Consider the following 20626-nt stretch of genomic DNA (forward strand, 5'->3'; position numbering starts at 1 on the left):
GCTCACATGATGGAAGGTGGCGGCCGATGACGAGCGGCGAGCTTATCGAGCAGCATATGCTGCATCAGTTGCTGTCCTTCATGGATCTGGGCGGCACGTTTGTCTTTGCGATCAGCGGCGCGATGCTGGGCGTTCAACGCCGCCTGGACATATTCGGCGTGCTGGTACTGTCGTTCGCCGCCTCCAGTGCAGGCGGTATCCTGCGCGATATCCTGATCGGTGTGGTGCCGCCGGCAGCGATCAGCGACTGGCGCTATCTCGCGGCCTCGGTCGCGGCGGGGCTGATCATCTTCCTGTGGTACACGCCGATGTCGCGCCTCCACAATGCGATCATGATGTTCGATGCCGCTGGCCTTGCCCTCTTTTCGGTCGCCGGCGCGGAAAAGGCACTGGCGCACGGGCTTGATCCGCTGATGGCGGCGCTGCTCGGAATGGTGACGGGGGCGGGCGGCGGCGTCGCGCGGGATATTCTGGTGGCGCGCGTGCCAGCGATCTTGCAGAGCGACATCTATGCGGTTGCAGCGCTGCTCGGCGCGGGGCTTGCGGTGACGGGCACTCACTTTGGCCTGCCGCTGGTGCCGACGATGATCGTCTCTGCCCTGGCCTGTTTCGGCGTGCGGGTAGCGGCGATCCACTTCGGCTGGCGCTTGCCGGTCGCACTGTCCCCGGACCGCGAACCGGGCGGCGAAGCTCGAAAACAAGCCGGCGTGTTGAAGCGGCCGACTGGTGGCGAGCTCAAGTGAAGCGGTTGAGGAACTGGCGGCGCATCTCCGGCCCCCAATCATCAGTGCCGCACCGCCCCACCATGGCCTTGGCGCTCCAGTCGCGCACCATCCGCGGCACCTGATCGGCGTCGAGCGGACGGCTGAACAGGAAGCCCTGTGCCGCGTCGCATCCCTTCAGGATCAGGTATTTCGCCTGTTCCGGCGTCTCGATGCCCTCCGCCACCGTATCGATGCCGAGGTTCCTGGCCAGATCGATGACCGCGCCAACGATCGCCGCGTCCTCGCCATCTGCGGAGCCGAGGCGCGAGACGAAGGACCGGTCGATCTTCAGCGCGTCCACCGGGAACTGCTTGAGGTGGGTCAGCGAAGCATAGCCGGTCCCGAAATCGTCCAGCGCGATCGTCACACCCTCCGCTGACAAGGTGGTGAGCGCAGCGCTGACGTTGGCGGCCAGCTGACGCAGGAACACCGTTTCCGTCACCTCGAGCTCAAGGAGGGAAGGGGACAGGTTTGCGCGATGCAGGCGTTCCAGGATCCGGTCGGCAAAGTCGCCGCGCCGGAAATCTTCCGGAGAGCCGTTGATCGCCAGCCGGCCGAAGTCGAGGCCGTGCTCCTGCCATTGCGCCATGTCGGTGATGGCGCGGTCGAGCATCCGGTCGGTGATCTGAACGGACGTTCCCGGATCGTCGAACGCGGCCGCGATGGCATGCGGCGCCAACAGCCCCTGTTGCGGATGGTGGAGCCGAAGCAGCGCTTCCAGCCCCAGAAGCTTGCCGCTGCGCAGGCACACCTTGGGCTGGTAGAACGGCACGATCCACTCGCCCTGCAGGGCGGCGCGTGCATCCGACAGCATCTGCTTCTGCCGCTCCGCGTCATCGCGAAGTTCGCGCTGGAAGGTGCGAGCCCGGCCCGGTCCGTCGCGCTTGGCGGCGTACAGGGCAAGGTCAGCGCTCTTGTGCAGTTCCTCCGCGACGGCGCCGTCGCGCAGCGCGACCGCAATGCCGGCACTCAAACCGACCTCGATCGTACGGCCGGCGTAGACCATCGGGGTGGATATGTCGGTCAGCAGCGTTTCGATGGCGCCGATACTGTTCTGGCCACCCGCGGCGCCCGGCAGGATGATGGCGAATTCGTCGCCGCCGAGCCGCGCGACCGTGGCCTGGCCTGGCGCGGACTCCATCAGCCGCGCCGCGATCTCGCGCAGCAGCGCATCACCGCAATCATGGCCGAGGCTGTCGTTCACCGTCTTGAAGCCGTCGACGTCGAGCACGACCAGGATCACTTCGTGGCCGAACCGGCGCGCATCCTCCAGCGCAGCGTCCAGGCGCTCGGCGAACAGCAGCCGGTTGGGCAGGCGGGTGAGCGCATCGTAATGTGCGGCGAACCGCAGCTCGTCCTGGAAGCGCCGTTCGGCCGTCACGTCCTGCAGCGATCCGATCAGCCGGGTCGCACGGCCCTCCTCGTCGCGCACCACATAGCCGCGGCTTCGCATGTGGAGATATTCGCCCGAGGCGGCGAGCATGCGAAACTCCTCCGACCAGTAAGTGAAGGCCGGATCATCCAGCCTCACCTCGGTGCCGACCCTGCCGCGATCGTCGGGATGAACATGCGCCAGCAGCCAGGCGAACGAGGTGCCTTCGGCCGTCTCCGGGAAGCCCAGCACGGCGCTGGTCGCCCCGCTCCAGGAGATCACGCCCTCATCGACGCGGAAGTCCCAGATGATGTCGTTGGTGGCACGGGACGCGAGGCGATACCGCTCCTCGCTGTGCTGCAGCGCCTGCTCCGCGAGCACCTGGTCGTGGATGTCCTCCAGGTTGCCGTACCACGAGATGATCGTGCCATCGGCGTCCCGCCGCGGGGCGGCACGCGAGCGGAACCAGCGATAGCTGCCGTCGGCGACGCGCACGCGGAAGCGGGCGTCCGCCAGGTCGGTCCGCCCTGATGTCAGCGCCTCTCTCCACTGCGCTCGCGTGCGGGAAAGGTCCTCCGGATGAATGTTGTCGATCCAGCGCGCGCCCAGCGATTGCTCGACCGGCAAATTGGTCAGCCGTGTCCAGCGCGGGCTGAGTTCAGTCAGCAGGCCATAGGGGTCGCTGATCCAGGGGATCTGCGGGTTGAGGTCGACCGAGTGGCGGTAATGCTCCTCGCTTTGTCGCAGCGCTGCGATAAGCTCGCTCATCGCCGATTGCGCCTTGATCGAGGCCACCATGGTCGCGTGGTTCGCGGTCAGCGTGCGCAGGATCACGCCCGACACGAGCAGGAAGCTCGCCGCCGTGCCCACCTGGTACCAGTCGCCCGACCCCGCCAGCGTCAGCGTGATCGGCAGCGCGCCGAACAGCAGGACGAAGCGGCCCGCGATCGGCAGTGCCTGCAGGCAGTAGCAGCAGCTGATCGAGCCGACGAAGACATAGAGCGCGATCGCGGTGGCCCGCGACGGCCCGGCTTCCTGCAGCAGCAGAACGCCCCAGGCGCCGAACCCCGCGCTCAACACGGCGGATACGAACACCGTCCCGCGGAAATAGCGCCGGATCGTCTCCGGATCGGGATCCTTGAACCCGCGGAAGATCCATATTCCCGATCGCGCCGCGGTGCCGACGAGCAGCAGCAGCGGTGCAGCAAGGCTGTAGGTGAGAGGCACCTCGCCCACCGTGGCAAGCGCTAGGAACCCTGCATTCATCAGCATCAGCGCGTACATCAGCGGGATCTGCGTACGCAGGTTCGCGAACTGCGCCCGGACCAGATCGTCGGGGCTGTTCGTGATTTCCTTGAGCGGACTGGACAGCATGGGCTTGATCACCAACCGAACATAGCCGTTCGCTATCGGCGCCTTTCCGTTAAGATCACGTGACTTGCCGATGGCGGATGTTCCCCACCCCGCGATCAGCGCCGGCCCGCAACCAAGCCGCCCGCGGCGCGTACCTTGATCGGCATTAACAAGAAGAAGGAACCCGATGAGAAAGCTTCTGGTCGGCGCTGCCGCGATCGGCATCCCGGCAGTTCTGGCGGCCTGTGTGGCCATTCCTCGCCCGGGCCCGGTCGGCAACCGGTCCGTCCCCGATCCCGCGCGCCCGGTGGACCTGCCGCAATATCTCGGCCGCTGGTACGAACAGTTTCGCTACGAAGCATCGTTCCAGAAGGGGATGGATGCCGTCATGGCATTCTACAGCCTGAACGATGATGGATCGATCCGCGTGGTCAACAGCGGCCGCAAGGGCGGCGTGAACGGCAAGGAGAAGTCCACCACCGGCAAGGCGAAGATCGTCGATCCTGCGACCAACGCCAAGCTGAAGGTTTCCTTCTTTGGCCCGTTCTATGGCGACTATTGGGTGCTTGACCATGGCGACAATTACGAATGGTCAATCGTCGGCGAGCCGTCCGGCCGTTACCTGTGGGCATTGACGCGCGAGAAGAAGCCAAGCGCCGAGACCATGGAATTGCTGAAGAAGCGGGTGCAGGAACTGGGCTACGACTGGTCGCTCGTCCGCGTCACCGCGCAATGACGATATGCTGAACTAGGCGCGCGCGGCGCTGGCTGCTGCGCGCGTTACCGCGGCTGGCGCGCTAAGGGCGCCGCTGCTCATTCTCAACCTGTCTAAGGTGTCAGGCGCGCCCACCGGCGGCGCTGCTACCTACGCACGCTACAGAGCCCGGACGAACGGGCCCGTGACATCTAGAGAGGAAATAACATGGTCGGATCGGTTCGCACGCGCACCTTGCTGGGTCTTGGCGTCAGCTTGGGTGCCTTCGTGATCGCAGGGGCCGCGCAGGCGCAGGACGCGCCGGCCGCAGCGGAAGCGCCTGCCGAGACCACCCAGACGACCACCGCGGCACCGGCAGATCACGCCACGGCCGCGAACGACGGCGCGATCGGCGATATCGTCGTGACGGCGCAGCGCCGCGCAGAATCCATCAACCGCGTCGGCATCTCGGTTCAGGCGCTGGAAGCGGACACGCTGCAGGAGCTGCGCGTCCAGAACGTGCGCGATCTCGCCGCCGTGGTGCCAAGCTTCACCGTTGCGCAAAGCTATCAGGGCGTGCCGACCTACACGCTGCGCGGCATCGGCTTCAATTCGATCAACCTTTCGGCACAGTCGACTGTCGGCACGTACGTCGACGAAGTGGCGTACGCCTATCCGATCATGAACACCGGCCCGATGATTGATATCGAGCGGGTCGAAGTGCTGAAGGGCCCGCAGGGCACACTCTACGGCCGCAATACGACCGCCGGCCTTATCAACTTCGTCACCGGCAAGCCGAGCGAGACCGCGTCCGGCGCGATGACGGTCGACGTCGGCAATTACGAGACGTTCAACGTCGGCGGCTATGTCACCGGCCCGATCGCCGAGGGCATCCAGGCGCGTATCGGCTACCGCGTCGACCTGTCGAACGAAGGCTGGCAGATCAGCAACAGCCGGCCCGACGAGCGGCTCGGCCGCGTGAAGCGCTATGGCTTGCGCGGCTCGCTGGCGTTCCAGCCGGGCCCGTTCGAGATCGATCTGTCGGCCACCTATTGGGTCAACAAGTCGGATACCGTCTCTGGCCAGGCGATCGGCTTCACCCCGGCGACGACGCCGGGCGGGGGCGGCTCGGCCAGCAACTTCAACGCGCCGGGCGCAGCCGCCTATATCGCGGCGAACTTCCCGACCCGCGGCAACCAGGCCGACTGGGCGCCGTACGCGCGCCGCTCGGCAGACATTGGTCGCGGCGCCGGCATCAGCGATCCGCTCGCCGAGGACAATTACTTCCTCGGGCTGAAGGGCCGCATCCAGCTCAACGTGTCCGACAGTGTCCGCGTCGTGTCGCTCACCGGCTATAACGAGTTCGATCGCAAGGCGACCTTCGACTGGTCGGGCATCCCGGCGGAAGTGCTGATCCAGAAGGCGGACGGCCATATCGAAAGCTTCGCGCAGGAGCTGCGCGTCGAAGGCGACGGCCCGGGCTATAACTGGCTCGTCGGCGGCTATTATTCGAAGGACACGATCAGCGACACGAACCGCACGCTGCTTGGCCAGAATGCGAACTCGGCGCTGCTGCGCTTCGCCACGTCGCAGCTGATCAACACGCCGATCAACACCTTCGGCTATACGCTGGCGGACGCGGCAAGCACCTTCCGCACCTATCGCGACGAGGGTGCGTTCGACACGCGGACGTGGAGCATCTTCGCCAACGGCGATTACGCCTTCTCCGATCTCATCAAACTGACGCTGGGCGCTCGGTACACGCAGGATCTGCAGAAGTTCACTGGCTGCTCGCGCGATTTCAACGGCAGCATGGTCACCAACATCAACCTGTTCAACCGCGGCCTCTACCAGCAGCTGTTCAATCCCACCGGCCCGCTCGCGGCGCCGATCGGGGTGAATGACTGCAACACGTTCAACCCGGCGACGAACAGCTTCGGCGTGGTCAATTCGCGCCTCGACGAGGACAATTTCGCCTGGCGCGGCTCGATCGACGTGACGCCGAACGCTACCACCTTGTTCTACGCCTCGATCTCGCGCGGCTATAAGTCCGGCACCTCGCCGATCAACGCAGCCAGCAACGCGCGCCAGAACCTGCCAGCCAGGCAGGAGCAGCTGACCGCCTATGAAATCGGCGCGAAGCTCGGTTTCCTCGATCGCAAGGTCCAGCTGAATCTCGCCGGCTTCTACTATGATTACAAGGACAAGCAGATCAGCGCCTATTTCGCTGATCCGATCTACACCGCGCTTGCCCGCCTCGATAACATTCCGAAGTCGGAAGCTTATGGTATCGAAGGCGAGCTGACGGTCCGTCCGGCCCGTCCGCTGACGCTGATGGCGAACGCCTTGTGGCTGAAGACGCGGATCAACGGCTATGTCGGCACCAACGCCGCCGGCAAGCCGCAGGATTTCGACGGCGCGCGCTTCATCTACAGCCCGGAATGGACGCTGTCAGGAACCGCGCTGCTCGATCAGCCGATCAACGACGACCTGGCGTTCACTGCCAATGCCAACGTGCGGTATCAGTCGCGCCAGACCACGATCTTCGAGGTCAATCCGCTGTATGACATCAAGCCGTACACGGTGGTCAACGCCGGCTTCGGCGTGAAGGCGACCGACGACAGCTGGGCGCTGAACGCCTGGGCGCGTAACCTCTTCAACCAATATTATTGGAACGCCGTCGCCAGCAACGCGAACATCGTGGTCCGCTTCCCGGGCCAGGTCCGCACCTATGGCGTGACGGGGGCCTTCCGCTTCTAAGCTATGGCTCGAACGGGATGACGACGGCGCCCCGGGCAAAACCGGGGCGCCGTTTCGTTTGGAAGCCGGCGAGGAGCGATCAGCGCGCGCGCAGGCTTCGGAAGGTGATCGACCAGCGCGTCCGGTCCATCTCGGCGATGCTATGCTCCCAATCGTGGCGCGCCTCACCGGTAAGGTGATAGGCGCCGCGCGGCGGCAGTGGCGCTGAGACGCGCTCGAACTTCGCGCCCACGCGCCGGCGAAAGCGCATCGCGGTCGGCGCGCCGAGCGATAGGCCGACGACATGCTCGAACGCCGGCCGGTCGCGATGCCAGCCGATCCCGGCGCCCGGATCGTAGCGGATCAGCAATGCCTGGACGAGTTCGTCCTCGGGAAGGCCGGCGAAGCGCGCCGCGCGGGCGCGGATCGGCAGCAACCAGTCCGGCAGCGGCTCGCCCGTCAGCAGGCGGCCCTTGTCGAAGTCATAGGTCCAGCCGAACGAGGCGGTCAGCCGCTTGCCGGTCCATCCCTGGAAGCGGAACGGCGCCAGCGCTTCGCCATCGATCGCGGCGGTCAGCGCGCGCTCCTCCGCCTCGCTGACGAGATCGTCGGTCGCTGTGAGGCCCGGCAGCAGCGGCGTATCGAACAGGTCGAGCATCAGGACGCCTTCGCCTGCTCGCCGCCGGCGGGCGGCTCCCAGCCGAAAACGCTTCGCCCGCCATAGTCGTGCGATCGCGCGCGCTCCTTGGCGATCAATGCTTCCACCGATGGTCCGGTCGCGGTCCGCTCCAGCCGGCGCGCCTGTTGGTCGAGGCGGCGGATCGCAGCCAGCTTCTCGTCCTGACCGAGCTTCGCCGCATCCACCGCCTGCTTCATCACCGCGATCGTCCGGTCATAGACCTTGGTGGGCACGGGGAAGGGGTGACGATCCTTGCCGCCATGCGCCAGGCTGAAGTGCGCCGGATCGGTGAAGCGGCACGGCGCGCCGTGCACCACCTCCGCCACCAGCGCGAGCGAGCGGACGGTTCGTGCGCCGATGCCCGGCACCAGCAGCAGGTCGGCGAAATCCTTCGGGCCGCGATCGGCGGCAGCAGCAAGCGCGCCGTGGAGCCGTCGCTCCACCACATTCTCCGCGTGTAAGGCATGATGATCGGGCATCACGAGATGCGGCAGCAGCGGCTGGGCCGATGCTGTGGCGGCACGCGCCGATGGTGGTTCGAGGCGGGCAACCTCGCGCATGATGCCGTCCGGCCCGGCATCGCGCAGCAGATCGAGCTGGCGGTTCCGCGAGGCTGCCGCCCGTCGATCCGCGAGGTTCACGATCGCGCCCTGCTGCCGACCCTCGATCGCGGCGTGCGGCGCGTCGACGAAGCTTTCCAGCCCCTCCGACAGCCAGTGATAGCGGCGCGCCTGCCGGCGATCGCCGTTCATGCCCTGCTGCACCACCACCCAGCGGCCGTCGTCCGCCACGATGAAGCCGTGGAGGTACAGGTCGAACCCGTCCTGTACCGCGGCGCTGTCCACCTTCGCGACCAGCCGGCTGGCCTGCGCCAAAGCCGCGCCATCGATGCCGACACGCTCACCGATCGCGACGAGTTCCCCCGGGGTGGCGCGGCTATGCCGTCCGCGTCCGCCGCAGACGTGAAGGCCAAGCTCGCCGGAAAGCGGGGCGAGCCCACGCTTCAACGCGCCGATCACGCTCGTCGTGATGCCGGACGAATGCCAGTCCATCCCCATCACCGCGCCGAACGACTGGAACCAGAAGGGGTGGGCGAGCCGCCGCAGCAGCTCGTCGCGGCCATATTCCAGCACGATCGCCTGGGTGATGACGGCGCCGAGCCGGGTCATCCGCTGGCCCAGCCATGCCGGCACGCGGCCGCCATGCAGCGGCAGATCCGCGCTTCCCGCCCGCCGCCCCATCAGCGTGCTCCCGCAGCGACGGCGTCGAACAGCGGCAGCGTCTCCGCCGGCGCTGCGCTCGCCGCCTCGAAGTTCGATACGGTCACGCCGACGAGGCGGATCCCGTTCTCGGGTGGATAGATCGACCGGATGAGATCAAGGCTGGCTGCGTGCAGTTGTTCGCGCGTGTTGACCGCCCCGGGGTGGCTGCGGCTGCGCGTGATCAGGCGAAAATCCTGGAACTTGATCTTCACCGTCACCGTCCGTCCAAAGGCCTGCGCCTTCTCGCACCACTCCCACACGTCGTCCGCCATGCGCAGCACGCCGGCCTCGATCTCGGCCGGCTCGGTCAGGTCGGTGCGGAACGTGGTTTCCGAGCCCGAGGATTTGCGCTCGCGATTGGGGTTCACCGGCCGGTCGTCCTGCGCCCGGGCGATCGCGTAATACCAGCCCGCCGAACTGCCGAAATGCTGCTCTAGGAACGCCATCGACTTGCCGCGCAGGTCCGCGCCCGTCTCGATGCCCAGCCGCTTCATCTTCGCCGCCGTCACCGGCCCGACGCCATGGAAGCGCGACACTGGCAGCGTCTCCACCCAGGCCGGGCCCATCTCCGGCGTCACCGCGAACTGACCGTTCGGTTTGCGATGATCGGACGCGAGCTTCGCCAGGAACTTGTTGTACGAGACGCCGGCGGAGGCGGTGAGGCCGGTTTCCTCGAGGATGCGCGCGCGGATCGCCTTCGCCGTCGCCCAGGCGGTGGGCAGCCCGGCGCGATTTGCCGTCACATCGAGATAGGCTTCGTCCAGCGACAGCGGCTGGATGATGTCGGTAAACTCGGCAAAGATCGCATGCACCTGCCGCGATACGGACTTGTAGACGTCGAACCGCGGGCGAACGAAGATGAGGTCCGGGCAGCGGCGCAGGGCCGTTACCGAGGGAAGGGCTGAGCGGACGCCGAAAGCCCGTGCCTCATAGCTCGCCGCCGCCACCACGCCGCGCGCGGCGGCGCTGCCGACCGCAACGGGCTTGCCGCGCAGCGCCGGGTCGTCACGCTGCTCCACCGACGCGAAGAAGGCGTCCATGTCGACATGGATGATCTTGCGAGTCGATCCGCCTTCCATCTGCGGGCCTATAGCAGCTGCGGAACGGATGCGGAACACCGCGGCGGCGCGATGCGATAAGCCGCGCCGCCGCGATGGTCAGTCAGCCGGTCGTGTCAGGCGACTTCCTCGACCTGCGGCAGGTACGCGCCATAGCCTTGCGCCTCCATGTCGTCGCGGTGGACGAAGCGGAGCGAGGCCGAATTGATGCAGTAACGAAGCCCACCGCGATCACGCGGCCCATCGGGGAAGACATGGCCCAGATGGCTGTCGCCGTGCTTGGAGCGCACTTCGGTGCGGGTCATGAAGTGCGAGTGATCGGCGAGCTCCGTCACGTTCGCGGGCTCGATCGGCTTGGTGAAGCTCGGCCAGCCGCAGCCGGATTCATATTTGTCGGAACTCGCGAACAGCGGCTCGCCCGAGACCACGTCGACATAGATCCCAGGCTCCTTGTTGTAGAGCAGGGCGCCGGTGCCCGGCCGCTCGGTGCCGCTCTCCTGCGTCACGTAATATTGCTCGGGGGTCAGTGCGGCGATCGCTTCGTCGGTCTTGCGGTAGCTTGTCATCAGCGCCTCCATTCGCCGCCCAAGATGGGGCCGCCGGGCGGAAATTTCGAGCCCGTCCCGGAACGCGCGCGCCGCTGCTTCGCTGACGCGCCGCAACAACGGAAGTTCGACATGGCCGAGACGAAGAAAGCGATCCTCTATCGCATGGTGCTGCCCGATCACACCTGCCCTTTCGGCGTACGCGCCAAGGAGATGCTCGAGCAGGCGGGCTATACGGTGGAGGATCACATCCTCGCCACGCGCGGGGAGGTGGATGCGTTCAAGGACGAGCATGGCGTCGCCACCACGCCGCAGGTGTTCATCCAGGGAGAGCGGATCGGCGGCAGTGACGATCTGGAACGCTACCTGGCGCAATAATGGTTCGTCACCCCGGCGCGCAGCCGGGGTGACGATGTCGATCAATTGCCTTCGGGAGGCTCCACCTTGAACGGCGCCGTTCCCGGGTGGGCCGGCGGCTCGGGCGTCAATCCTGGCGGTGTCGGCGTCACCCAAGCCGCTTCGTGGGTCGGTCGCTTCGGTGCGGGCGGCGGCGGGAGCTGCCGCGGGGCAGAGGATGGCCAGGTCGAGGACTTGCTCTTCCCGCCGCGAAGCGCCGCGAACAAACCAACACCAACGGCCAGCACCGCACCCGCCTTCAGCGCAAAGCCCGCCTTGTTATGCTTCCACTCGGCCTGCGCGCCCATCTCGGCCGGTACGTTGGGCACCTTGCCCTTGGCCAAATCCTCGACCACGCCCTCGACCACGTTGATCCGGTCCGCGCCCATCAGCAGCAGCCAGTGCCACCAGTCGGATTCGCTGTGGCGGAAGGCGTAGCGGCGAATCATGCCCGAAAGCCCGCTCGGCGGGGTCGAGGTGCCGATCACCGCGGGCAGCCGGTTGTGCTCGATCGATCGCAGCACCTCCACCTTGGGGCTCTGCTGCGCCGGGCGTTCCCAGGTCAGCCCCCGCGTCTGGTTCTCGATGTGCCGGATCGGCCAGGTCGGGTTGTTGTCCGGCTCGGCATCGACGCCCCAGCCGGGGATCGTGGACGTATCCACCATGGCTTTCGTCATCCTTGCGTCCTCTCTCACTGGCCGTTGGGCAGCAGCAGCGGCTTGATGCAGCCGTCGAGCTTGGCGGAGAAGATGTGATAGGCGTCGGCCACGTCCTCCAGCGGCACGCGGTGCGTGATCATCGCCTTAGGGTTTATGTGTCCGGCCTTCACGTGATCGATCAGCCGCGGCAGCAGGCGCTTCACCGATGCCTGGTTGGCACGGATGGTGATGCCCTTGTTCACCACGTTGCCGATCGGCACGATGTTGCCCGTCGGACCATAGACGCCGACGATCGAGACGATCCCGCCCTTCTTCACCGAGTTGATCGCCCAGTGGAGCGCGATGGCATTGCCCGCTTCCAGCTTCAGCTTGGTGCCGAGCACGTACTGGATCGCATTGCCCGCCGCGTCGCCGCCGACCGCGTCGATGCACACGTCGGCGCCCAGCGAATCCGTCTGCTTCTTCAGGAACACGACGACGTCGTCGATCTCGCGGAAATTATAGACCTCCGCCGGGCCGAAGACGCGGGCGAACTCAAGGCGATAGTCGAGATGGTCGATCACGATCACGCGGCCTGCGCCAAACAGCCAGGCCGATCGCGCCGCCATCAGGCCAACGGGGCCGGCGCCGAACACGACGACGGTGTCGCCCTTCTGGATGCCGCCCATCTCGGCGGCTTGGTAGCCGGTCGGCACCACGTCGGTCAGCAGCACCGCATCATCCGGGTCCATCCATTCCGGGATCACCGTCGGGCCCACATCGGCATAGGGCACGCGAACATATTGCGCCTGCCCGCCGTCATAGCCGCCGGCGGTATGCGAATAGCCGAAGATGCCGCCGACCGCGGTCGCCTGGGCGTTCGATTCATGGCAATTGCCGAACAGGCCCTGCTGGCAGAAATGGCATTTACCGCAGGCGATGTTGAACGGCACGATGACGTGATCGCCGCGCTTCAGGTTCTGCACCTCCGGCCCCACTTCCTCCACGATCCCGCAGAATTCGTGCCCGAACGTCATGCCCACCCGCGTGTCGGGCACCATGCCGTGATAGAGGTGGAGGTCCGATCCGCAGATGCAGGATCGGGTGACGCGCACGATCGCATCCTCGGGATGCAGGATCTTGGGCATCGGTCGTTCGTCGGCGCGGACGCGATACGGCCCGCGGTAATTCATCGCCAGCATTCATGGGCTCCCTGAAGCGGCAGAGGCTTGCCTGCCTTCATGAAGCCCGGTCGCCCGCAACGGTTCCTGATCTTGCGGCAGATCAGGGACTTTTCAGGCTCAATGCTCGCGCTGCCGCCGCAGCCGCAGGCCGATGAACAGCACCGTCGGCCAGAACAGCGTGTTCAGCGTATCGCCGATCGTGTCCGGCCAGCGCCATGATCCATGGTTGTACCGGTCGATACACTCGTTGATCGCCTGCAGCACCACCACGCACAGCAGCGGGATCGGCGTTGCCAGCGACCGGCGCGTGATCAGCCGCGCGAGCAGCAGCACCGCCATGCCGCCATGCACGTGCGCCAGCGAATCGCCGCCGGTGGTGAGGATGCCGGCAACGTGGGTCTTGAGCGCGACATAGTCCATGGTCAGCGCCTTGGCCGCGGTTCCTCAATCGCGCAATCGCGGCTCACGCCTTCAGGCGATAGCCGGTGCGGAATATCCACCACACTGCGGCCAGGCACACCGCCAGGAAGCCGGCCGTCACGGCAAGGCTGATCAGCGGCGACACGTCCGCGGTGCCGAAGAAGGTCCAGCGGAAGCCGTTGATGAGATACGCGATCGGGTTGAACAGCGTCACCGTGCGCCACGGCTCGGGCAGCATGTCGAGCGAGTAGAAAGCGCCGCCGAGGAAGGTCAGCGGGGTCACGACGAGCAGGGGGATGACCTGCAATTGCTCGAAGCCCTTGGCCCACACCCCCAGCACGAAGCCGAAGAGCGAGAAGGCGCAGGCGACGAGCATCAGGAACGCCAGCATGGCCACCGGGTGCGCCACCTCGACATCGACGAAGAGGTGAGCGGTGCCCAGGATCACCAGCGCCACCGCCATCGCCTTGGTCGCCGCCGCGCCGACATAGCCCAGCACCGTCTCGAACGCGGACATGGGGGCGGAAAGCAGTTCGTAGATCGTCCCGGTGAAGCGCGGCATGTGGATGCCGAACGCGCCGTTGAACGTGCTTTCCTGGAACAGCGACAGCATCATCAGCCCGGGCACGATGAAGCTGCCATAGGGAATGCCGTTCACCTCGGTCATGCGCGATCCGATCGCGGAGCCGAAGACGACGAAGTAAAGCGTCGTCGTGATCACCGGCACGGCAAGGCCGGTCCACAAGGTCCGGCGGAAACGATGCATTTCGAAGCGGTAGAGGGCCCAGACGCCGCGGGCGTTGAAGCGGGCCGGGTTGATGCTGCTCTGGTTCATGCGGCCCGCCGATCGTTGACCAGCCCGACGAAGATTTCCTCCAGCGAGCTTTGGTGAGTGTTGAGATCCGAGAATTCGATGCCGAGATCGCGCAGCCGCGCCAGCAGCGACGGAACGCCGGTGCGCTCGGCGTGGCGATCGAAGACGTAGCGCAGCTCGCGCCCATCGGCGGTGAGGTCCAGCTTCCAGTCGGCGAGGCTGGGCGGCAGTGCGTCGAGCGGCTCGGCCAACTGGACGATCAGCTCCTTGCGGCCCAGCTTCTTCATCAGCGTGGCCTTTTCCTCGACCAGCACCAGTTCGCCGCGATCGATCACGCCGATCCGGTCGGCCATCTCCTCGGCCTCCTCGATATAATGGGTGGTGAGGATGATGGTCACGCCGCGCTCGCGCAGCCGCCGCACCATCGCCCACATGTCACGGCGAAGCTCCACGTCGACGCCGGCGGTCGGCTCGTCGAGGAACAGGATCTCGGGTTCGTGCGCCAGCGCCTTGGCGATCATCACCCGGCGTTTCATGCCGCCCGACAGTTCCTTGATCTGCGCGTCTCGCTTGTCCCACAGTGACAGTTCGCGCAGCAGTTCCTCGACCAGCGCGGGGTTGGGCGGCCGGCCGAACAGCCCACGGCTGAACGCGACGGTCGCGCCAACCGGCTCGAACTGATCCGTGTAGAGTTCCTGCGGCACCAGCCCGATGCGCGCGCGTGCCTCGCGATACTGGCGAACATTGTCATAACCGTCGACCAGCACCGTTCCGCCCGTCGCCGTCACCAGGCCGCAGATTGCGCCGATCAGCGTCGTCTTCCCCGCACCATTGGGGCCGAGCAGCGCGAAGATCTCGCCGCGCGCGATATCGAGGTCCACTCCCTTCAGCGCCTGATGACCGGAAGCATAGGCCTTGCGCAGGCCACGGATCGAAATGACAGGTTGCATTGCTTCTCCGGAAGGGGAGGTAGGCTGCCCCGGCCGGGGCTTGCGCCATCTAGGAAGCCGATTGGCAAATACCATAACCGGCCGTGCACGTGCGGTTAGCAAGGCGCGCCATCCCGCTGTAAAGGCGCGGCATGATCCGCCTGACCAATTTGCGATTGCCGCTCCGCCACGCCGCCGAACACTTGCCCGCCGCCATCGCTGATCGGCTTGGCCTCGCGTCGCACGAGTTGCTTGGCCACAGCGTTGCACGGCGCGGCAACGATGCCCGCAAGCGCGGCCGGATCATGCTGGTCTATACGGTTGACGTCGAGGTCGCCGACGAGGCGGCACTGCTCGCGCGGTTCGCGGCGGATCAGGATGTTCAGCCGACGCCCGACACCGAATATCGCCCGATCGGCACGGCCCCTGCCGGCGCCCCGCGCCCGGTGGTGGTCGGGGCGGGGCCGTGCGGCCTCTTCGCCGCGCTGATCCTGGCGCAGATGGGATATCGTCCGATTGTCCTCGATCGAGGCAAGGTGGTGCGCGAACGCACGAAGGACACCTGGGGGCTGTGGCGCCGCAGCGTGCTCAACCCTGAGTCGAACGTCCAGTTCGGCGAGGGCGGGGCGGGTACCTTCTCGGACGGCAAGCTCTACAGCCGGATCAAGGATCCCCGGCATCTCAATCGCAAGGTGCTGACCGAGTTCGTCAAAGCCGGCGCCCCGGAGGAGATCCTGACCGAGGCGCATCCGCATATCGGCACGTTCCGCCTGGTGACGATGGTGGAGAGCATCCGCGAGACGATCGAATCGCTCGGCGGGGAGTATCGCTTCTCCACCCGCGTCGACGGGCTCGACATCGCCACCGACGGTTCGGGCGTGCGCCGCGTGCGCGGGCTTCATCTGGCGGGCGGCGGATACCTGGAGGCAGAACATGTCGTGCTCGCCGTCGGCCACAGCGCGCGCGATACCTTCGCGATGCTGCAGCAGGCCGGCGTCCATGTGGAGGCCAAGCCGTTCGCCATCGGCGTCCGGATCGAACATCCGCAATCCTGGATCGACCGCGCTCGCTTCGGCGACGATGCCGGCCACCCGATCCTCGGCGCCGCGGAATATCATATCTCGCATCACTGCAATAACGGGCGGACGGTCTACAGCTTCTGCATGTGCCCCGGCGGCACGGTCGTGGCCGCCACGTCCGAGGAAGGGCGCGTCGCCACCAACGGCATGAGCCAATATTCGCGCAACGAGCGTAACGCCAATTCCGGCTTTGTCGTCGCGATTGACCCTGCGCGCGACTATCCCGGCGATGCGCTCGCCGGCATCGCGCTTCAGCGCCGGCTGGAGGAAAAGGCCTTCGTCGCCGGTGGATCGAACTACAAGGCGCCGGCGCAACGGGTCGGTGATTTCCTCGCTGGCCGCCCGTCGACCGAACTGGGCAGCGTCGTCCCGTCGTACCGCCCCGGCGTGACGCCGACCGACCTCGCCGACGTTCTGCCCGGCTTCGTCGTCGAGGCGATGCGCGAGGCGATCCCCGTCTTCGGCCGGCAGATCCGCGACTATGATCATGAGGATGCGGTGATGACGGGGGTGGAGACGCGCACGTCCTCGCCGGTCCGCTTCACGCGCGGCAAGGACATGCAGAGCCTCAATACCGCCGGGCTCTTTCCGGCGGGCGAGGGCGCTGGCTATGCCGGCGGCATCCTCTCCGCCGCCGTCGATGGCATCAAGGTGGCGGAAGCGGTGGCGCAGAGCATGATGCAGGGGGCAGGTCTGGTCGGCGCGCAAAGTCTCACCGCGTGGCGCTGATCCTGTTCAACAAGCCCTATGACGTGCTGAGCCAGTTCACCGATCGCGGCACGGACACCAAGCGGGCGACGCTGTCGGACTATATCGACGTCCCCGGCGTCTATCCCGCCGGCCGGCTCGATCGCGACAGCGAAGGGTTGCTGCTCCTGACGGATGATGGCCGCCTCCAGGCGCGGATCGCGGATCCCAGATTCAAGCTGCCCAAGACCTATCTTGTCCAGGTGGAAGGCGAGCCGAGCGCCGAGGCGCTCGACCGGCTGCGCCGCGGCGTCACGCTGAAGGATGGTGTCACCCGCCCGGCGGAGGTGGAGGCGATCGACCCCCCGGATCTCTGGCCGCGCGTGCCGCCGATCCGCTACCGCGCCAGCATCCCCGATCACTGGCTGCGCCTCACGATCCGCGAGGGACGCAATCGCCAGGTGCGGCGGATGACGGCGGCGCTCGGTCACGGCACGCTCCGGCTGGTGCGGTGGAGGATCGGGGACTGGTCGCTCGACGGGATCGTGCCGGGCGAATGGCGCCGCGCGTGAAGATCTTCTTCGATGGCGGCAGCCGGCCTTCCGGCATGGAGATCGCTGTGGTCGCCGCCGGCCGCAGCTATGTCACGCGCGATCTCGGGCCGGGCAGCAGCATGGATGCGGAGTGGCTGGCGCTGATCGAGGCGACGCGGCTCGCGCATGATCTGGCCCTAGAGGATGCGTTGCTGCTCGGTGATGCCGCGGCGGTGATCGCGCAGGCAAACGGCGCCGTCCGATGCCCCGCCTCCTGCCGCCAGCATCTCGATCGTTTCCGCGCGCTGCCGCGGCCGCCGGGGCGGCTCGTAATCCGCTACCTGCGGCGTACGCAGAACCTCGCCGGCATCGCGCTGCAGAAGCTCAACGCCGGCTGATCGATCAGGCGGCGGCGCGGAAGCGTTCCTTGCGCTGCGCCTGCTGGTCCGCGCTGATGCTGTCGACCACCAGCTCATATTGTTCGGGCGTGAAGCCCGCCGCGAGGAAGCGCTCCACTTCGCGCCCCGGCACCGTATAGCCGAAGTGCCAGCTCAGCACCGCGATCCGGCGCAGCGCCTCGAGCCGCTCGTCGGCCAGTCGCGGATTGCCGCGCGACCCGAAGATCGTCCCCATCGCCACCGACAGCCGGCTCGGCTCGCGCAGCGAGGACAGCCGGTCACGCTTGGCCAGCGCCACCACCAGCCAGTCCAGCGCCGACAGGTTCGGCGCCTTGGCTTCCACTTCGGATTCGTTGACGAGCTGCGGCACGAAGGAGCGGGCGACCTGCCCGCCGACACTGCTCGCTTCGGAAAAGGCCAGATAAGCCATGGAAACTCTCCCTTTGGTACACCGGAGAGCACTCGCCGTTGCCGGCGACGCACTGCGCCCGGTGGAAAATGTCGTCAGATCCTGAGAGGAAGCCTGCGGTACACCGCGTGGGAGCGGCTAACTGCGTCGCTTCACTTCATTCCGTACCAAGGGGTATATAAACCACCGACCGGCGCGTCAATCGCCTTTTCTACCGATCGGTACTTTAATCGAGCGGCCGAGCGCTACTTGCTCGGCCACATCGCCATGCTGGTCTCGATCAGCCGCTCCAGCTCCTCGCGCGTCGCGCCCGATCCGGCCTGCACTGCCATTCCCTGCAGCAGGGCATAGAGATAGCTCGTGAGCCCTTCGGGATCGACGTGCTCGGGCAGGTCGCCGTCGCGCTGCGCCTGGCGGAACCGCTCGACCAGCATGACCTGCGAGGAGGCGCGCCGTGCCACCACATCGGCCTTGATCGCCTCCGCCTCGGAACCGCACGCGACCGAGCTGATGACGCCAAGGCAGCCCTTGGGCTCGCTGCAGCTCATCTGCGCGTCGAGCGCGCCGCGCATGTAGAATTCGGCGACCTTGCGGGCGGTCGGCTCCAGCAGCGCCTCGCGGGTATATTCCAGCTTCTCGGCCTCGTAGAGGTCGAGCGCCTTGTGAAACAGCGCCTCCTTGTTGCCGAAGGCGGCGTAGAGGCTTGGCTTGGTGATGCCCATCGCTTCCGTCAGATCGGCCAGCGAGGCGCCCTCATAACCCTTGCTCCAGAATACGCGAAGCGCCGCCGCCAGCGCCGCTTCCGTGCAGAACTCGCGCGGGCGGCCCTTGGGGGCGGGGATGGTGGCTGTTTCCATAACGGCTGGTATATATATTGTCCCGTCAATGATTCCAAGCTTTTGCGGCTCGGCTAACGCATTGAGCAGTAACGGAAACCCTGCGGTTCCTCGCGCGGCCTTGTGATCACAGGCGTAACTCGCCAGCTTCTTCTACATGAAAAAGATCGGCTTCCTCTCGTTCGGCCATTGGTCCGCGTCCCCGCAATCCGCGACTCGCTCGGCGAGCGACGTGCTGCTCCAGTCGATCGACCTTGCGGTGGCGGCGGAGGAGCTTGGCGCGGACGGCGCCTATTTCCGCGTCCACCATTTCGCGCAGCAACTGGCCTCGCCCTTTCCGCTGCTGGCGGCCGTCGGCGCGCGCACCAGGCGGATCGAGATCGGCACCGGCGTCATCGACATGCGCTACGAAAACCCCTTCTACATGACGGAGGACGCCGGCGCGGCGGATCTCATCTCGCGCGGCCGACTTCAGCTCGGCATCAGCCGCGGCTCGCCCGAGCAGGTGATCGATGGCTGGCGCCACTTCGGCTACCAGCCGGCCGAGGGCCAGAGCGATGCCGACATGGGCCGCCGCCATGCCGAGGTGTTCCTCGAACTGCTGAAGGGAGAGGGCTTCGCGCAGCCCAACCCGCGCCCGATGTTCCCCAACCCGCCCGGCCTGCTGCGCCTCGAGCCGCACGCGCCGGGCTTGCGGGACCGCATCTGGTGGGGCGCCGGCTCGAACGCGACCGCGGCGTGGGCGGCGCAGATGGGCATGAACCTGCAAAGCTCGACGCTGAAGATGGACGAGAGCGGGGAGCCGTTCCACGTCCAGCAGGCGAAGCAGATCCGCGCCTATCGCGAGGCTTGGGCCGCGGCAGGCCACGATCGCGCCCCGCGCGTCTCCGTCTCCCGCTCGATCTTCGCCCTCGTCGACGATCGCGACCGCGCCTATTTCGGGCGTGATCGCAGCGAGGACCAGATCGGCGTGATCGACAATATGCGCGCCGTCTTCGGCCGCAGCTATGCCGACGAGCCCGACCGGCTGATCGAACAGCTCCGCGCCGACGAGGCGATCGCCGAAGCCGATACGCTGTTGCTGACGGTGCCGAACCAGCTTGGTGTCGACTATAATGCCCATGTCATAGAGGCGCTCCTGACGCACGTCGCGCCGGCACTCGGCTGGCGCTGAGTCGCCCCGAGCTGGTTTGCGCCGATAGACCGATCCCCGCCACCCCGGCCTTGAGCCGGGGTCCCGCAGCGTGCCCCAAATCCGCCGGCCGTTACGTCAAGCTGCCCAACGCCGCCGCTCAGCGCTCCATCAGCCGCGGCATCAGTTCCACGAAGTTGCAGGGCCCGTGGCGGCTATCGAGCTGGCTCGCCAGGATCCCGTCCCACGCATCCTTCACCGCGCCCGTCGAGCCGGGCAGGGCAAAGATATAGGTCCCGCGCGCCACGCACGCGCAGGCGCGGGACTGCACCGTCGAGGTGCCGATCGTCTGGTACGACAGCCAGCGGAACAGTTCGCCGAACCCCGGGATCATCTTGTCCGCCACCCGTTCCACCGCTTCCGGCGTCACGTCGCGGCCCGTCACGCCGGTGCCGCCGGTGGTGATGATGCAATCGACGTTCTCGTCGTCGATCCAACGGTGCAGCAGGGCGACGATGGCGTCGCAATCGTCGCGCAGGATCGCGCGTTCCGCCAGTTCGTGCCCCGCGTCGCTCAGCCGAGCGATCAGCGTGTCGCCGGATCGGTCCTCCGCCAGCCCGCGCGTGTCGGAAACGGTGAGCACCGCGATGCGCACGGGGATGAAGCGGCGGGTTTCGTCGATCGGCATTGGTCATCTATCGCCTG

Annotated in this window: 21 protein-coding genes; 8 read left to right on the forward strand and 13 right to left on the reverse strand. The window is 66.7% G+C overall.

Annotated features, from left to right (window positions below):
* The first annotated feature begins 26 nt into the window (after nt 1–26).
* Nucleotides 27–743, forward strand: coding sequence for a trimeric intracellular cation channel family protein (locus ACH0CP_RS07745; RefSeq protein WP_294445167.1), 717 nt, complete (start codon nt 27–29; stop codon nt 741–743).
* Here ACH0CP_RS07745 and ACH0CP_RS07750 read toward each other — a convergent pair.
* Nucleotides 736–3510 (reverse strand): bifunctional diguanylate cyclase/phosphodiesterase, encoded by a 2775-nt coding sequence (locus ACH0CP_RS07750; RefSeq protein ID WP_294445166.1) that lies wholly within the window; start codon nt 3508–3510, stop codon nt 736–738. The two genes, ACH0CP_RS07745 and ACH0CP_RS07750, sit on opposite strands and share 8 nt — an antisense overlap.
* Before the next feature lie 166 nt (nt 3511–3676).
* Between ACH0CP_RS07750 and ACH0CP_RS07755 the strand changes: the two genes are divergently transcribed.
* A complete protein-coding gene (locus ACH0CP_RS07755; RefSeq protein WP_294445165.1) occupies nt 3677–4225 on the forward strand; it encodes a lipocalin family protein in 549 nt (182 codons plus the stop codon).
* A 186-nt stretch (nt 4226–4411) separates the two neighbouring features.
* Entirely contained in the window at nt 4412–6943 is a 2532-nt protein-coding gene (locus tag ACH0CP_RS07760) for a TonB-dependent receptor (protein ID WP_406888426.1), read from the forward strand.
* A 79-nt stretch (nt 6944–7022) separates the two neighbouring features.
* Here the strand turns inward: ACH0CP_RS07760 and ACH0CP_RS07765 are convergent, their stop codons facing one another.
* The 4 genes from ACH0CP_RS07765 to msrB all read right to left on the reverse strand — a co-directional run bounded on the left by ACH0CP_RS07765 (nt 7023) and on the right by msrB (nt 10487).
* Nucleotides 7023–7580, reverse strand: a complete 558-nt coding sequence (locus ACH0CP_RS07765) for an alpha-ketoglutarate-dependent dioxygenase AlkB (protein WP_294443471.1) — start codon at nt 7578–7580, stop codon at nt 7023–7025.
* Nucleotides 7580–8842, reverse strand: a complete 1263-nt coding sequence (locus ACH0CP_RS07770; protein WP_294443472.1) for a DUF763 domain-containing protein — start codon at nt 8840–8842, stop codon at nt 7580–7582. The genes ACH0CP_RS07765 and ACH0CP_RS07770 overlap by 1 nt, the downstream gene beginning before the upstream one ends.
* Nucleotides 8842–9942 (reverse strand): DNA polymerase IV, encoded by a 1101-nt coding sequence (gene dinB / locus ACH0CP_RS07775; protein ID WP_294443511.1) that lies wholly within the window; start codon nt 9940–9942, stop codon nt 8842–8844. Before dinB ends, ACH0CP_RS07770 begins: the two co-directional genes overlap by 1 nt.
* A gap of 95 nt (nt 9943–10037) precedes the next feature.
* Nucleotides 10038–10487 (reverse strand): peptide-methionine (R)-S-oxide reductase MsrB, encoded by a 450-nt coding sequence (gene msrB, locus ACH0CP_RS07780; RefSeq protein WP_294443474.1) that lies wholly within the window; start codon nt 10485–10487, stop codon nt 10038–10040.
* A gap of 111 nt (nt 10488–10598) precedes the next feature.
* Between msrB and ACH0CP_RS07785 the strand changes: the two genes are divergently transcribed.
* Nucleotides 10599–10844 (forward strand): glutaredoxin domain-containing protein, encoded by a 246-nt coding sequence (locus tag ACH0CP_RS07785; protein WP_365928277.1) that lies wholly within the window; start codon nt 10599–10601, stop codon nt 10842–10844.
* Nucleotides 10845–10885: 41 nt separating this feature from the next.
* On the opposite strand, the gene ACH0CP_RS07790 is transcribed toward ACH0CP_RS07785, so the two are convergent.
* From ACH0CP_RS07790 to ACH0CP_RS07810, 5 genes are all read right to left on the reverse strand, one after another.
* Entirely contained in the window at nt 10886–11539 is a 654-nt protein-coding gene (locus ACH0CP_RS07790) for a hypothetical protein (RefSeq protein ID WP_294443476.1), read from the reverse strand.
* Between the two features lie 14 nt (nt 11540–11553).
* Nucleotides 11554–12702 (reverse strand): zinc-dependent alcohol dehydrogenase, encoded by a 1149-nt coding sequence (locus ACH0CP_RS07795; protein WP_294443477.1) that lies wholly within the window; start codon nt 12700–12702, stop codon nt 11554–11556.
* Between the two features lie 99 nt (nt 12703–12801).
* Nucleotides 12802–13104, reverse strand: coding sequence for a hypothetical protein (locus tag ACH0CP_RS07800; RefSeq protein WP_294443479.1), 303 nt, complete (start codon nt 13102–13104; stop codon nt 12802–12804).
* Between the two features lie 43 nt (nt 13105–13147).
* On the reverse strand, nt 13148–13939 hold the full coding sequence (locus tag ACH0CP_RS07805) for an ABC transporter permease (RefSeq protein ID WP_294443480.1): 792 nt from the start codon (nt 13937–13939) through the stop codon (nt 13148–13150).
* Nucleotides 13936–14868, reverse strand: a complete 933-nt coding sequence (locus ACH0CP_RS07810) for an ABC transporter ATP-binding protein (RefSeq protein WP_294443481.1) — start codon at nt 14866–14868, stop codon at nt 13936–13938. Before ACH0CP_RS07810 ends, ACH0CP_RS07805 begins: the two co-directional genes overlap by 4 nt.
* A 131-nt stretch (nt 14869–14999) precedes the next feature.
* On the opposite strand from ACH0CP_RS07810, the gene ACH0CP_RS07815 reads away from it, so the two are divergent.
* From ACH0CP_RS07815 to ACH0CP_RS07825, 3 genes are read left to right on the forward strand one after another with little or no spacing between them, the layout of a single operon-like run.
* Entirely contained in the window at nt 15000–16655 is a 1656-nt protein-coding gene (locus ACH0CP_RS07815) for an NAD(P)/FAD-dependent oxidoreductase (protein ID WP_294443482.1), read from the forward strand.
* The gene (locus tag ACH0CP_RS07820; protein ID WP_294443483.1) at nt 16646–17185 is read left to right on the forward strand and encodes a pseudouridine synthase; all 540 of its coding nucleotides are present in this window, start codon (nt 16646–16648) and stop codon (nt 17183–17185) included. Before ACH0CP_RS07815 ends, ACH0CP_RS07820 begins: the two co-directional genes overlap by 10 nt.
* A complete protein-coding gene (locus tag ACH0CP_RS07825; RefSeq protein WP_294443484.1) occupies nt 17182–17544 on the forward strand; it encodes a hypothetical protein in 363 nt (120 codons plus the stop codon). The genes ACH0CP_RS07820 and ACH0CP_RS07825 overlap by 4 nt, the downstream gene beginning before the upstream one ends.
* A gap of 4 nt (nt 17545–17548) precedes the next feature.
* On the opposite strand, the gene ACH0CP_RS07830 is transcribed toward ACH0CP_RS07825, so the two are convergent.
* Nucleotides 17549–17974: a hypothetical protein gene (locus ACH0CP_RS07830; protein WP_294443485.1), complete on the reverse strand. Its 426-nt coding sequence runs from the start codon at nt 17972–17974 to the stop codon at nt 17549–17551.
* Between the two features lie 224 nt (nt 17975–18198).
* Nucleotides 18199–18810: a TetR/AcrR family transcriptional regulator gene (locus ACH0CP_RS07835; protein WP_294443486.1), complete on the reverse strand. Its 612-nt coding sequence runs from the start codon at nt 18808–18810 to the stop codon at nt 18199–18201.
* A 136-nt stretch (nt 18811–18946) separates the two neighbouring features.
* Here ACH0CP_RS07835 and ACH0CP_RS07840 point away from each other — a divergent pair, with 136 nt between their 5' ends.
* Nucleotides 18947–19963 (forward strand): LLM class flavin-dependent oxidoreductase, encoded by a 1017-nt coding sequence (locus ACH0CP_RS07840; protein ID WP_294443487.1) that lies wholly within the window; start codon nt 18947–18949, stop codon nt 19961–19963.
* A gap of 118 nt (nt 19964–20081) precedes the next feature.
* On the opposite strand, the gene moaB is transcribed toward ACH0CP_RS07840, so the two are convergent.
* On the reverse strand, nt 20082–20609 hold the full coding sequence (gene moaB, locus ACH0CP_RS07845; RefSeq protein WP_294443488.1) for a molybdenum cofactor biosynthesis protein B: 528 nt from the start codon (nt 20607–20609) through the stop codon (nt 20082–20084).
* Between the last annotated feature and the right edge of the window lie 17 nt (nt 20610–20626).

Origin of the sequence: Sphingomonas sp. 179-I 2A4 NHS (genome assembly GCF_045369135.1) — a bacterium.
Taxonomy (GTDB): domain Bacteria; phylum Pseudomonadota; class Alphaproteobacteria; order Sphingomonadales; family Sphingomonadaceae; genus Sphingomonas.

What these genes read in the sequence shown, in the direction of transcription:
- ACH0CP_RS07745 (WP_294445167.1), top strand. Translation starts at nt 27, where the DNA reads ATGACGAGCGGCGAGCTTATCGAGCAGCATATGCTGCATCAGTTGCTG.
- ACH0CP_RS07750 (WP_294445166.1), bottom strand. Translation starts at nt 3,510, where the DNA reads ATGCTGTCCAGTCCGCTCAAGGAAATCACGAACAGCCCCGACGATCTG.
- ACH0CP_RS07755 (WP_294445165.1), top strand. Translation starts at nt 3,677, where the DNA reads ATGAGAAAGCTTCTGGTCGGCGCTGCCGCGATCGGCATCCCGGCAGTT.
- ACH0CP_RS07760 (WP_406888426.1), top strand. Translation starts at nt 4,412, where the DNA reads ATGGTCGGATCGGTTCGCACGCGCACCTTGCTGGGTCTTGGCGTCAGC.
- ACH0CP_RS07765 (WP_294443471.1), bottom strand. Translation starts at nt 7,580, where the DNA reads ATGCTCGACCTGTTCGATACGCCGCTGCTGCCGGGCCTCACAGCGACC.
- ACH0CP_RS07770 (WP_294443472.1), bottom strand. Translation starts at nt 8,842, where the DNA reads ATGGGGCGGCGGGCGGGAAGCGCGGATCTGCCGCTGCATGGCGGCCGC.
- dinB (WP_294443511.1), bottom strand. Translation starts at nt 9,942, where the DNA reads ATGGAAGGCGGATCGACTCGCAAGATCATCCATGTCGACATGGACGCC.
- msrB (WP_294443474.1), bottom strand. Translation starts at nt 10,487, where the DNA reads ATGACAAGCTACCGCAAGACCGACGAAGCGATCGCCGCACTGACCCCC.
- ACH0CP_RS07785 (WP_365928277.1), top strand. Translation starts at nt 10,599, where the DNA reads ATGGCCGAGACGAAGAAAGCGATCCTCTATCGCATGGTGCTGCCCGAT.
- ACH0CP_RS07790 (WP_294443476.1), bottom strand. Translation starts at nt 11,539, where the DNA reads ATGACGAAAGCCATGGTGGATACGTCCACGATCCCCGGCTGGGGCGTC.
- ACH0CP_RS07795 (WP_294443477.1), bottom strand. Translation starts at nt 12,702, where the DNA reads ATGCTGGCGATGAATTACCGCGGGCCGTATCGCGTCCGCGCCGACGAA.
- ACH0CP_RS07800 (WP_294443479.1), bottom strand. Translation starts at nt 13,104, where the DNA reads ATGGACTATGTCGCGCTCAAGACCCACGTTGCCGGCATCCTCACCACC.
- ACH0CP_RS07805 (WP_294443480.1), bottom strand. Translation starts at nt 13,939, where the DNA reads ATGAACCAGAGCAGCATCAACCCGGCCCGCTTCAACGCCCGCGGCGTC.
- ACH0CP_RS07810 (WP_294443481.1), bottom strand. Translation starts at nt 14,868, where the DNA reads ATGCAACCTGTCATTTCGATCCGTGGCCTGCGCAAGGCCTATGCTTCC.
- ACH0CP_RS07815 (WP_294443482.1), top strand. Translation starts at nt 15,000, where the DNA reads ATGATCCGCCTGACCAATTTGCGATTGCCGCTCCGCCACGCCGCCGAA.
- ACH0CP_RS07830 (WP_294443485.1), bottom strand. Translation starts at nt 17,974, where the DNA reads ATGGCTTATCTGGCCTTTTCCGAAGCGAGCAGTGTCGGCGGGCAGGTC.
- ACH0CP_RS07835 (WP_294443486.1), bottom strand. Translation starts at nt 18,810, where the DNA reads ATGGAAACAGCCACCATCCCCGCCCCCAAGGGCCGCCCGCGCGAGTTC.
- ACH0CP_RS07840 (WP_294443487.1), top strand. Translation starts at nt 18,947, where the DNA reads ATGAAAAAGATCGGCTTCCTCTCGTTCGGCCATTGGTCCGCGTCCCCG.
- moaB (WP_294443488.1), bottom strand. Translation starts at nt 20,609, where the DNA reads ATGCCGATCGACGAAACCCGCCGCTTCATCCCCGTGCGCATCGCGGTG.